Source organism: Micromonospora sp. NPDC002389 (genome assembly GCF_040296095.1).
In the GTDB taxonomy this organism is placed as follows: Bacteria; Actinomycetota; Actinomycetes; order Mycobacteriales; family Micromonosporaceae; genus Micromonospora.
On the sequence record NZ_JBEOWP010000012.1, the window covers coordinates 76,579 to 88,251 of the forward strand.

Annotated in this window: 8 protein-coding genes; 3 read left to right on the top strand and 5 right to left on the bottom strand. The window is 73.6% G+C overall.

The window, feature by feature from the left end; translation table 11 throughout:
• Window positions 1–63: 63 nt before the first annotated feature.
• The 5 genes from ABT008_RS22405 to ABT008_RS22425 all read right to left on the bottom strand — a co-directional run bounded on the left by ABT008_RS22405 (window position 64) and on the right by ABT008_RS22425 (window position 8,728).
• On the bottom strand, window positions 64–957 hold the full coding sequence (locus ABT008_RS22405; protein ID WP_350698168.1) for a hypothetical protein: 894 nt from the start codon (window positions 955–957) through the stop codon (window positions 64–66).
• A gap of 200 nt (window positions 958–1,157) precedes the next feature.
• Entirely contained in the window at window positions 1,158–3,917 is a 2,760-nt protein-coding gene (locus ABT008_RS22410) for an FtsX-like permease family protein (RefSeq protein ID WP_350698169.1), read from the bottom strand.
• Window positions 3,914–7,072 (bottom strand): FtsX-like permease family protein, encoded by a 3,159-nt coding sequence (locus ABT008_RS22415; protein WP_350698170.1) that lies wholly within the window; start codon window positions 7,070–7,072, stop codon window positions 3,914–3,916. Before ABT008_RS22415 ends, ABT008_RS22410 begins: the two co-directional genes overlap by 4 nt.
• A gap of 7 nt (window positions 7,073–7,079) precedes the next feature.
• Window positions 7,080–7,802 (bottom strand): ABC transporter ATP-binding protein, encoded by a 723-nt coding sequence (locus ABT008_RS22420; protein ID WP_350698171.1) that lies wholly within the window; start codon window positions 7,800–7,802, stop codon window positions 7,080–7,082.
• Window positions 7,799–8,728 (bottom strand): ABC transporter ATP-binding protein, encoded by a 930-nt coding sequence (locus ABT008_RS22425; RefSeq protein WP_350698172.1) that lies wholly within the window; start codon window positions 8,726–8,728, stop codon window positions 7,799–7,801. Before ABT008_RS22425 ends, ABT008_RS22420 begins: the two co-directional genes overlap by 4 nt.
• Window positions 8,729–9,609: 881 nt before the next feature.
• Here ABT008_RS22425 and ABT008_RS22430 point away from each other — a divergent pair.
• From ABT008_RS22430 to ABT008_RS22440, 3 genes are all read left to right on the top strand, one after another.
• Window positions 9,610–10,200 (top strand): helix-turn-helix domain-containing protein, encoded by a 591-nt coding sequence (locus tag ABT008_RS22430; protein WP_350698173.1) that lies wholly within the window; start codon window positions 9,610–9,612, stop codon window positions 10,198–10,200.
• Window positions 10,197–11,441: an MFS transporter gene (locus tag ABT008_RS22435; RefSeq protein ID WP_350698174.1), complete on the top strand. Its 1,245-nt coding sequence runs from the start codon at window positions 10,197–10,199 to the stop codon at window positions 11,439–11,441. The genes ABT008_RS22430 and ABT008_RS22435 overlap by 4 nt, the downstream gene beginning before the upstream one ends.
• A gap of 69 nt (window positions 11,442–11,510) precedes the next feature.
• Entirely contained in the window at window positions 11,511–11,669 is a 159-nt protein-coding gene (locus ABT008_RS22440; RefSeq protein WP_350698175.1) for a FitA-like ribbon-helix-helix domain-containing protein, read from the top strand.
• Window positions 11,670–11,673: the final 4 nt, after the last annotated feature.

Below are 11,673 nucleotides of genomic sequence, written 5' to 3' on the forward strand. Positions count from 1 at the left end.
CGTACCGTCTGTCCGTTTCCGAGCGGCCGAGCCCGCGTGGCGAGGGTCGGCGCAGCCCATCGATCAGAGGTAGACCACCCGGCTGCGGCGGTCGGCGGTGACCGCGTCCAGTCCGGGCGCGTCGAGGTCCACGTAGAGCTGGAGCAGTTGCACCACCGGGTCGAGGTTGACCCCGGCCGGGAGCGGAAGGTTGATGGTGTCGTTGTTGGGCCGATTCGGTGAGCCGGAGGCGTCCCACACCGCGCGGACTACGTTGCCGTCCGGGCCGGTCGCCTCGACCTGGGCCCGCAGCGTCTTCGGGGTGCCGGTGGCCTCGATGACCGCGGTGAACGATCCGGTCGCGGGGTCCTTGGTCACCGAGAGCTTGACGCCACCGACGACCTGCACCACGGCCCCGATCGTCAGGCCGCGCACCGCGAAACTCAGCGTGCGGGCCAGCCCTCCGGTAAACCCGGTGGAGGCCGGGTTGGGGGCCACGAAGACCTGGCCGTCGGTGAATGCGTGCAGGTCGGACTCGCACTTGTACGCGCCACCCTTGGGCAGCGGCTGGTATACGCTCGTGTTCGTCGCCGGCTCCGACTGGGTCAACGTGTAGGAGAGTCCCACGTCGTCACCGGAGACGTTGTGCGCGTACAGGTTCGGTTCACCATCAATGTTGATCACCTCGAACTGCACGCCACCGGTCTGGTACGGGTCGGAGGTCTGCCCCCGCTGCGCCAGCACGAGCATCGGCAGGACGTTCGCCGCCACGCTCGCCACCTGCACCAGGGAGCCCAGCCAGTCGTCGAGCCCGGCCAGGCTGGCCCGTGCCGGCTGCACCGCTGCGGAGCCGGGAGCCGCCGCCGCGCTGCCCGGTGCGGCCAACCCGACCGTTGCGGCGGCACCGCCGAGCACGGCCGCGCCCCGCATCACGTCCCGGCGACTCACCGACCGACGACGGTGCTGTTCATCCTGCATCTCCGACCTCCGCATCCGGCTGCGGTGTGCCGCGAGGCCGGTGTCGCACCCGCTGCCACACCGTGGGTGAAGGTGATGCTACTTGCGGTATATATTGAAGTCTATCGTTCAACGGGGTGTGTTCATGTTCCACCACGCGACGATGAACCACGGCACCACGGTCGACCAGGATCGGGGGTTCGACGTGCTGGCCCAGCCGGTCACTCGCCGGCGCGGAGCACCTCGCTCAGCCGGTCGCGTCGCCGAAGCGCCGCCTCGACGGGTACGACTGCGGCGGCCGCCGCCACCAGCGCCACACCCACCATGCCGAGCAGCCACCACGGCAGGACCGTCGCCGGGTCGGCGGCTTGACCGGTGAGCATCCGCAGTTCGAGCGGGCCGAGCATCAGGTGCGCGAGCAGGGCCCCGAGTAGCGGGCCGGACACCGCGGCGACCACGACCGGCGGTAGCACCTCTCCGGCGGCGACCCAGCGGGCGTCGCGTGGCCGCAGGCCGAGGGTCCGCAGCCGACTCAGGGTCTGCCACCGCTCCGCTGCACCCGCGGCGGCGGCGAGCGTGAGGCCGAGCAGCCCCAGCGCCAGCACCACAACCGCAGCCGTCCACGCCAGCCGTAGTGTCCCTGCGGTCAGCGGCGCCACTCGCTGCGCACGCTGCACGTCCGTGCGCAGGACGACGTCGGCGGCGACGCCGCTGTTCGACACGGCCTGCACCGCACCGGGGCCGGTCACCCAGACGGTGTTGGGAACGGCGGACAGTCCCGCCTCGGCGAGAGCAGCGGCGTCGACGATGATGACGTCGCCGGCACCGCCGACGGGGGGAGCGGTACCGACCGCGGTGAGATGGATCGTCGGAGCATCCTCGCGTGACAACTGCAGCCGGGTTCCGGTGGGCACGTCGCCGGTGCCCGATCGGACCAGCGCGGGGACGCCCGTGGGGCCGGCCTCGGATGTCGTGAGCCGGGCCAGCGCGGGCGCGTCGGGCAGCGGGGTGGAGGCCAGCAGACGCTGGAACGCGGCGGCGTCCACGATGACCAGGCGTGGAGTGAGTGGAGTCGATTCGGTGAAGACGCGTGCCGAGTCGGTCACCTGCGCGACGACGACCTGATCGACCCCGGGTGCGGCCGCGATGCGTTCGGCGAGTACGGGGGTCGCGGCCTCGACGTCGGCGCCGACGTCGAGGCGGGCGTCGGCACCGACGGTGCTCCACGCGCCGTCGGTCAGGCCCCGGGAAATGGTGGTGCCGACGACAAGCGCGAACGACGCCAGCGCCGTGGCGCTGACCAGCACCAGCAGCGGCAGCGCCCGACCAGCAGTGGTGGCCGCCCGGGCGGCGGCGAACACGGCCAGCGGGCGGCGTGAACGCAGGGCCTGTCGGAGCCCGAACCGCGCTCCGACCGGCACCAGCCGCAGCACGACGAGTGCGCCGGCGAGCGCGCCCAGCGCGACGGCGCTGATCGGGAGGACCAAGTCGCCGGTCAGCTCACCGGCCTCGCCGTCGGCGGCGACGGGCAGGAGCCCGCGCTGGTGCAGTGTCACGACGGCGGCGAGCGCGGCGATCACCACGGCGGCCTCCACGACGGCGCGGCGCAGCCGGCCGGTGGCCAGGATCCAACGCCGCGCGGCCGGGTTGGCAGGTTGGCGCCGGTCGCGGCTGGCGCGGGCAGCGGCGAGGATGCCGAACACCGGCCCCGCGACGGCACCGGCCAGGACCACAGGGATGGCCCACGTCCAGGACACACCCGGTACGGCCGCGCCGGCGAGTGCGAGCCCGACGGCGGCGGCCGATACGGACACCACGGTGGACTCCACGATCAGTTCCGTACCGAGGTCGGGGAGCGCCGCACCGCGCTGCCGGGCAGCGGCCAGCGCCGGGGTACGGCGGCGGACCAGCAGGTCGGCGGCGAGCAGCAGGACCAGTACCGTGGCGGTCAGGACGCCGGCGAGCAGGACGGCGGCCTGGACGGAAGCGGCGCTGATCTGGGTACGCGTGTCGCGCAGGACGCTGTCGAGCTGCGACTCCCACTTCAGAGAATCGTCGCGTACGGCTGACGAGCCGGAGGCCGCCTTGAGCTTGACCACCTGGCGGGCGAGCGTCGCGGTGGTGCCCCACGTGAGCGCCTCGGGCTCGGGGGCGAAGTGGACGGCGCGCCGCAGCTGGTCCTGGTCGAAGGCGAGCCGGGCGTCCGGCAGCGACTCGCGCGACAGCAGTCCGGCGAACCGGGTGGTGCCCACCCCATCGGCACCGGGCAGGGGACGCAGCAGCGCCGGGGCGAGTCGCCAGGCGGGGTCGGCGCTGTCGGTGGGTCGGTAGATCCCGCTGATCCGGACGTCCTTGTCGTTGCCCTGGCCGTCCTGGGCCGGGAGGCGATCGCCGGGGCCGAGGCGGAGCGCGGCGGCGTCGACCTCGGAGAGGCCGACCTGCACCGGCCAGGGCGGTCCGTCGTAGGGGATCTCGATGGACCGTTCGGGGACCGTGGGGCCAGGAGCGCTGCCGGCGATCCAGGTCACGTCCGGGCCGCCGCGGTCATCGGCCAGGTAGGTGAGCTGGAAGGTACGCGGCAGGTTGCCATCGGTGATGCCCAGGATCGGGCCGTTGACCACGGCGATGGGCGGCAGGAGCGCCGCGTCCAGGTCGGGCCCGAGCGCGGAGGCCGCCCGGGCGCGGAAGTCGTCGACGTCCTCGGCGAGGCGGGACATCCGGAACCGTCCGCCGGTCGGCCCGTCGTCGCGTTCCCAGTCGGCGTGGACGAGGACGGTGGAGCCGGTGCCGGCGCGGCGGACCGTGTCCTGGACGGCGTCGTCGGCGGCGGCACGTACCAGCGCCGGTACGGCCCCGGCGAGCAGCGCGACGGCCGCGATGACGGCAGCGGTGAGCAGCAGCGCCCCGGCGTCGGTACGGCCCCGGCCACGGACGCTGGGCCAGTGCGGCGCCGGCCGCCGGCGGGTCAGCCACCGGTTCACGGTGCCACCCGCAGGTGCGCGGCGTCGGCCCGCCGGACCTGGACGCTGACCACCGCGGCGACCGCCAGCAGGCAGCCGGCCAGCAGGACGGCGAGCAGCGCGGCCTCGGCCGGCCACGGCCAGTATGGCTGGACGGCCGGGATCGGCGCGGCGCCGGTGTCGGAGCGGACCAGCAGGGGAGCGACGAGGCCGGTGCCGAGCGCGCCGACGGCCGCGCCCACCGCGAGCAGGGGCAGCAGGATGACGGTGTGCTGACCCAGGAGCACCACCCGGATGCTGCGCCGGGTCATCCCCAGGCCCCGCAACCGCGCCACCTCCACGGCGCGGACCTGCAGATCGCAGGTCACGTGCAGCACGACACCGGCGAGCAGCAGCAGCGCCGAGGCCCCGACGAGGAGCCGCAGCGCGGCGGGCAGCGCGGCCTGCAGCGGGCCGCCGGTGAGACGGGTCGTCTCCGCCTCGCGGGTCGTGACGGTGCCCAGGTGCAGGGCGGCGGCCCGCTCGGCGACATCGGGACCGGCGGGGTGACCGACCCACCAGGCGTCGACCGGGAACGTCAGGTCACCGGTGACGGCACGGGCGCGCGACAGCATGTCCAGGTCGGCCAGGACGGCGACGGCGCCGGGGGCGGACGGCACGGTCGGCACGACCTCGGTGACGACGATCGGGACCGGCGTGGTGCCGACCGTGACGCTGAGCCGGCTGCCGATGTCACCGACCGCGTCGGCGAAGCGGGCGGAGACGGCGACGGGCACCGGACCGGGGTCGGGGAAGGCGGTGGCAACCAGGGTGCGGGCGGCGTCCGCGCCGCTGAGGTCGACGGTCGCCGCCAGCCGCAGTGCGGTCTGCGTCGGCGTGGCGGCGAGCACGACGGTCGGGTCGCGCAGCTTGGTCGGGATCGGCGGCGCGGACGTGGCGGTCCACTCCGGTCCCTGCGCCGATCCGGTGGACGGCACGGTGAGGGTGACGGCGATGGCGATGCGGTTGCCGACTGCGGCGTCGGGGTCGGCCGCGATCGGCAGGGACACCGCGACGAGGTGCAGTCCGTCGGCGGTCGCGCACGCGGGCAGCCGGTGCGCCCGGCCGTCGAGCGGCACAGGGGGACCGGTGCAGGGCAGGCGCAGACCGGTGGCGTCCTGCAGCAGCAGCTGCGGTGTCACGGCGAGAGGAGTGTCGCCGGTCGCGGTGCCGCTCAGCAGCAGCGGGGCACCGGCGGCGAGGGGGAGGCCGGTGGCGCGGGTCGGCGGGGCGAGTTCTGCGCCGACGTCGGTCCAGGTGCGGTCGTGGTCGAGTCGTCCGCGTAGCAGCGTGTCGGCGCGGGTGGTGTCGACGGAGACCAGGCGCGGCGCGTCGCCGGCGGTGCCGAGCCACTGACCGACGGCGGTACCCCGGTCGAGGACGGGACTCACCGCCCCTGAGGTGGCCGCGACGACGTCCGCGCCGTCTCCGGGCGACGGCGTCGCACTGAGGGACAGTGCCAGGTCGGTGCCGACGGAGAGCGCGGCCTGGTCGCGCTGCGACTGGTGCCACGTGGTGTCGAAGGCGAGGCCGAAGGTCGCCGCCGCGCAGGCCAGCCCGACGAGGAGCCCGGCGGCGACCGCCTGGGGTCGGCGGGCGGCCTCGGCGACCGCCAGCACCACGGCCAGCCCACGGGCGCGGTACGCCAGCCGGTCGGCGCCGCGCAGGGCGGGCAGGACCACCCGCAGCGCCAGGGCGGCGCCGGTGGCGAGCAGCAGCGCCGGTGCGAGCATCCGGACCGCGTCGGCGCGGGGGCTGGCGGTGGTGGGCTGCGAGTACAGCTGCCACCAGGCGGTCGCGGCGAGGGCCGCGAGCATCAGGTCGGCACCCGATCGGGCCAGCAGTTCACGGCGGGTGCGTCGGTCGCCGGGTGCCGGGCCGGGCCGGATCGCCAGGACGGTGAGGACGGCGGCGAGCGCCAGCGCACCGCCGGCGACAGCGAGAACCTGGGTGCCGGTGACGGCGGGCCGGGCGGTCAGGCCGGCGGCGTCCAGGGCAGGCAGGTGGGTCATGCGGGCGTGCAGGGCCGACGAGGCCGGGATCGCGAGCACAGCGGCGACGGCGGCGACGAACCCGGCGTCGAGTGTCGCGGTGGCGGCGAGCTGGCGGCGGCTGGTGCCGAGGGCGGTCCGCAGGGCGGTCTCGTCGGCGCGTATGCCGGCGGTCAGCCGGCCGGCGAGGACGAGTGCCGTCGCGGTCAGGACACCGCCGAGGACGGCGATGGCGAGCACGAGAGCGGCGGTGGCGTGCCGTTGCGCGTCGGCGGAGCGCAGGGTCAGCGGCAGGTCGGAGGCGACCCGGGCGAGCCGGACGCGGTCGCCGAGGGTGCCGGCCAGCCGACCGTCGGCACTGCGGACGGCCCCGGCCACGATCTCCAGGTCACGGCGGGTGGCGTGGGACAGGTCCGGATGGGCGGTGACCTCCATCCGGTCGACGGTGGCACCGGTGGTGAGCAGGTCGCCGAGGTCGACGAGGAAGGGGCCGTAGGCGTTGACCGGCTGCCGGAACCGGCCGTCCTGGTAGCCGGTCGCGGCGCCTGCCGCAGCCAGCGGATCGCGGTCCCAGCCACGCCCCGGCACCGGGCGCACCACACCGACGACGGTCACGTCGACGGCCGGGACGGGATCGTGGGCCAGCTCGGCGCCGAGACGCACCCGGCGACCGGGGGTGAGGCCGAGCAACTGTGCGGTGGACTCCAGCACCACCGCGTCCCCACGCTCGCGCGGCCAGCGCCCGGTGACCAGCTCGGCGCGGGTCGGCAGGTCGTCGAGCCCCGACAGGTACGCCTGGGCCGGCACGGTGGTGCCCGGGGCGAGCCCGGGCGGCAGCGCCCGCAGCACCGTCGACGCTCGCGCGGTGGTGGTCACCGGGAACGGGGCGAGCGCGGCGGTCACCACGGTGCGGGTGTCGGCGGCGACGGACCGCGCGTCCGGACCCTCGACGGTGCCGGTGTAGACGGTCACGTCGACGTCGGCGGGGGCGGCGCGGGCCATGGCGACCTCCAGCGCCCGCTCGGTGGTGCGGGTGCTCAGCAGGGTGCAGGTGCCCAGCAGGGTCGCGCCGACCGTGACGACCCCGATCAGGGCTGCCAGCAACGGCCACTGCGCGCGGGCGCGCCGGCTGACCAGCCTCAGCATCGGCGCGTCACCCGGCGTCCGGCACAGGCTCGTCCGGCTGCCCGGCCGCCTCGTCGTGGAGCTGCCCGTCGTGGATCCGGATCACCCGGTCGGCCAACGCCATCATCACCGGATCGTGGGTGGACACCAGGGCGGTGACGCCTTCGGACTCGACCACGCCGCGCAGCAGGGCCATCACCGACAGGCCCGTCTCCGCGTCCAGTTGCCCGGTCGGCTCGTCGGCGATCAGGAGCCGGGGCGAGGCGGCCAGCGCGCGGGCGATCGCCACCCGCTGCTGCTGGCCGCCGGACAGCTCGGCCGGCCGCTGCCGGGCGTGATCGCCCAGCCCGACCAGCTCCAGCAGCAACGCGACCCGCCGCTCGCGCTCGGCCGGGGCGACGCGGGCCAGCCGCAGCGGGGCGGCGACGTTCTCCGCGGCCGACAACACCGGGATCAACCCGAAGCTCTGGAAGATGTACGACACCTTCTCGCGCCGAAGCCGGGACAGACCGTCCTCGTCGAGCGCGGTGACGTCGCTGCCGTCGACGTGCACGGTGCCGGAGTCCGGGCGGTCCAGACCGCCGATGGTGTTGAGCAGGGTCGTCTTGCCCGACCCGGACCGGCCGACCAGCGCCACCATGGACCCGGCGGCCACGTCGAACGACACGCCGCGCAGGGCGTGTACGACGCCCGGCCCGGTGCGGAAGCGCCGGTGCACGTCGCGTACGCGCAGCAGCGGCTCACCGCTCATTCGTCGTCTCCCGAGGGGCGGATCGTGATGTGGTCGGGTTCCAGGGCCAGCCTGACCCGTCGGGTCAGCGCCAGCGCCTGACGGAAGTCGCGGGGCACCTGCACCCGCCCGGCGCGGTCCATCACGGCGTACTCCTCGGCGATCATGTGCGTGTCGCCCACCGCGTCGGTGGTGGCGCGGCGCAGCACCTCGCTGCTGGTGCGCCCGTCCCGGATCGCGACGGTCCGTTCGACCTGGCCGCTGACCTGCGGGTCGTGGGTCACCACGACCACGGTGACGCCGTAGCGCCGGTTGACGTCCCGCAGCACGCCGAAGACCTCCGCGGACGTGGCGGCGTCCAACTCACCGGTCGGTTCGTCGGCGAGCAGCACCCGCGGCTGGTTGGCCAGCGCAACCGCGATCGCGACCCGCATCTGCTGCCCGCCGGAGAGTTGCCCGGGTCGCCGGTCGGCGCAGTCGGCGACACCGAGGCCGTCCAGCAACTCGGCCGCGCGGTCCCGGCGCTCCGCCTTCGCGGTACGCGCCGCCGTCATCGGCAGGTCCACCATCTCCCGCGCGGTGAGGTACGGGATCAGGTTGCTCGCCGTCTGCTGCCGGACGAACCCGACGGTGCGCCGCCGGTAGTGCACCCGGTCCGCGCGGGACATGCTGAGCAGGTTCCACCGGTCGACCCGGACCCGCCCGGCGGTCGGGGCGTCGATGCCGGCCAGGATGGACAGCAGTGTCGACTTGCCCGACCCGGAGGCACCGACGACGGCGACCATCTCCCCGCTGTCCACGGCCAGGTCCAGTCCCTGAAGTGCCTGCACCTCGATGGAACCGGTCTGATAGATCCGCACCAGGTTCTCGCAGACGATGAGCGCGTCCCGGCCGAACTCGGGCGCCCGCGCGGCTGGCTGCGGCAGGGACAGCGGCGTGCTGGACATTCCTTCCTCCGTCCGGGTCGTGCCGACGCCGGGCCGGCCCCGGGATCCGTCCTCGGCCCACCGTTGGGCACGTGGTGTCGCCCGGTCGGTACGCATGGTTGCCGATGTGTCGAGAGCCCCGATTGCCCGCGTTGACGCAGATTGAAGCAGTCTCGCAACCGGCGGCGGCGTTGACCATGCCCCGGGGCGGCTTTCCTGCGATCGCGGACGAGGGTCTGCTGCTGAGTCGGTGCGAACCGGCCGTCACGACAGCAGCGGAAGGACACGCCGCCGACGATTCGCACGAGATCTTCGATGGCATCGGACTTGCCGGCGGTGAGGCCCCGATGCCACTGCCCGAACGCGGCGTCTACCGCCGATTAACAGGCGGCAGAATCTGCTGTTAGCTAAGGGTGATCCGGTTGCGCCACAGCGGCAACTCTCGTGCAGCATCCGTTCCCGACAGTGCCGATTCAGGTCGCCGCGGCGAGATGAAGCGCGCGGAGCCGGGGGTGGGTCGCTGCGAGTCGCTCATCATGCATGAATTGTGGTGGCAGGTGGCGTGGGCCAGCGCGTGTGGCGCTGTTCGAGGTCTAGGCAATCACCATCGGGATCGAAGGCCCTCGCCGGAGATCGATCTCGCTCGGCCGGGCGGGACGGTAGTCGGCGGTTCTGGTCGGAGTGCCGTCGACGATCTGGTGACTCGTCCACCGGCTGGCGGCTGCCCGGCGTCGGCCGGTCGGCGAGAGCCGGGGCGGGCGGCGGGCTCAGCCCATCGGCCCATACCCGAGACCCGGCGACCGAGCGGATCAGAATGCGGGGTCGGGCCTGCGTGAGCCCCGTTCGGCATGGAATTAGAACAAAGATTTGCTCAAAAACCTTTGAGCTACTACCGTGAATGGATGCCACCCGGATCGAACCGGCGACTGAAGAACGTTGCCGAGCTGCGGATGCTCGCCCATCCACTGCGGCTGCGGTTGTTCTATGCCCTGACCGTGGAGGGCGAGGCGACCGCGTCCCGACTCGCCGAGTTGGTCGGCGAGTCGATCTCACTTGTCAGCTATCACCTGCGGGAGTTGGCCGCGCACGGCTTCATCGAGGAGGTGCCGTCTCGCTCCGGTGACCAGCGGGAGCGGTGGTGGCGTAAGGCCCACGAGGGCTTCAGCTTCGCGGGGTCGGAGTTCACCGACGACCCTCAAACTCGGGCCGTCGCGGTTGCAGCCAAACGTCACATGCTGGCCCATCAGATCAGCCGGCTCGAACGGTGGATCGACGAGGACCACGCCTGGGGCGAGGCGTGGACCGACGCGGCGTTCTCCAGCGACTCCTTGCTCCGGCTCACCGCGCCCGAGCTGGCCGAGCTGAGCGCCGAACTGACCGCGGTACTGCACAAGTGGGCCGAACGTGGGCGAGCCGGCGCCGAGGCCCGGCCGGGCGAGCCTGACCGGGAACACGTCCTGATGTTCATCCATGCGTTTCCCTTCCGGCCATGACACGGCAAGCGATCGCCGTCCACCAACCGCCACCTCAACGGGACGGAAACGTCCTGCGCTGGCTCGCCGGCTTCGGCGTGTCACTGATAGGCGACCAGATCTACTACGTGGCGTTAGCCTGGACTGCCGCCGAGGTTGCTGGCGCGGGAGGGGCTGGGTTGGTCCTGGCCACCGCATCGGTATCCCGGCTGGTGCTGCTCCTGGTGGGTGGAGCTGTGGTCGACCGGTGGGGTGCCCGGCGGCTGATGGTCGGCAGCGACGCGCTGCGCTGCGCAGTGATGGCCACCGCGGCGGTGATCACCGCTGCCACCGAACCTGCCCTCGCGGTGCTGATCGTGGTGGCGCTGGTGTTCGGCGCCGTCGACGCGGTGTTCCTGCCCGCTGTCGGGGCACTGCCGCCGTATCTGGTGGCGTCCGAGCATCTTGCCCGGCTGCAGGGTATGCGGATCGCGATGGCGCGGGGTGCCATCGTGGCAGGGGCCCCGCTCGGCGGTGCGGTCGTGGCAGCGTACGGGATCGCGGCGGCGTTCGCGGTCAACGCGTTCACCTTCGCCGTCTCGGTACTCGCCCTCGCCACGGTCCGGGTCCGCACCGACACGGCCGCCGTCGGAGCCGACCGTGCCCGGGGTATGGGCGCCGAGGTACGTGCCGGGCTGGGTGTGGCCGCGCGTTCGCCGTTGTTGCGTACTCTCCTGCTCGTCTCGGCGCTCGCCGAGTTGGGCTTCACCGGACCGTTCAACGTGGGCATCGCGCTGCTGGCACAGGAGGGCGGCTGGGGCGCCACCGGGGTAGGGCTGATCGTCGGCGGGTTCGGCGTCGGTGCGGCGCTGGCGGCCGTAACCGTGGCCGTGCTCGGCCGGATACCGCGCGCCGGCCTGCTCGTCGGTCTCCTCGCCGTCGTGACGGGTGGCGCGCTCGCCGGCATCGGATCCGCCCCGGGCAGGCTGTGGGCGGTTGCCGCGGCGGCGCTGCTCGGTGTCAGCGTCGGACTGGCCGGCGCGCTCGGGACGGCCCTGCTGCAGGCCAACACGCCGCCGCAGTACCTGGGCCGAGTGATGAGCTTGAGCAGCCTGGCCGGCTTCGGCGGGATCCCGGTCAGCTACGCGCTCACCGGGTTGGTCGCCGGGTTATGGGGACCGTCGGCGGCCTTCCTGGGCGGCACCGCTCTCGCGGCCCTGGCGGGGCTCACCGCTCTGACGAGCAAAGCGTTACGCCGTGCCGAGCTCTCCGCCACGCCTTGACCACGAGGGTAAGGTCGTCACCCGGCCATCCGCTCTGGGTGCTCTCATTGCCTCAGGTGAGGAGAAGCGATGGCAACCCTCGGCATCGAAGATCTCGACGACGCGGTGCGGAGGAAGTTGCGCCGCCGCGCTGCGCAGCATGGCCGATCCATGGCAGCCGAAATCCGCGACATCCGCACCAGGGCTGTCACTGTCGCTCAGATCGGCGAAGGCATTGCGCGGCACTGAAGGG

Coding starts and splice junctions, on each gene's coding strand:
- ABT008_RS22420 (WP_350698171.1), bottom strand. CDS start 7,802: ATGAGCGGTGAGCCGCTGCTGCGCGTACGCGACGTGCACCGGCGCTTC.
- ABT008_RS22430 (WP_350698173.1), top strand. CDS start 9,610: ATGCCACCCGGATCGAACCGGCGACTGAAGAACGTTGCCGAGCTGCGG.
- ABT008_RS22405 (WP_350698168.1), bottom strand. CDS start 957: ATGCAGGATGAACAGCACCGTCGTCGGTCGGTGAGTCGCCGGGACGTG.
- ABT008_RS22415 (WP_350698170.1), bottom strand. CDS start 7,072: ATGCTGAGGCTGGTCAGCCGGCGCGCCCGCGCGCAGTGGCCGTTGCTG.
- ABT008_RS22425 (WP_350698172.1), bottom strand. CDS start 8,728: ATGTCCAGCACGCCGCTGTCCCTGCCGCAGCCAGCCGCGCGGGCGCCC.
- ABT008_RS22435 (WP_350698174.1), top strand. CDS start 10,197: ATGACACGGCAAGCGATCGCCGTCCACCAACCGCCACCTCAACGGGAC.
- ABT008_RS22440 (WP_350698175.1), top strand. CDS start 11,511: ATGGCAACCCTCGGCATCGAAGATCTCGACGACGCGGTGCGGAGGAAG.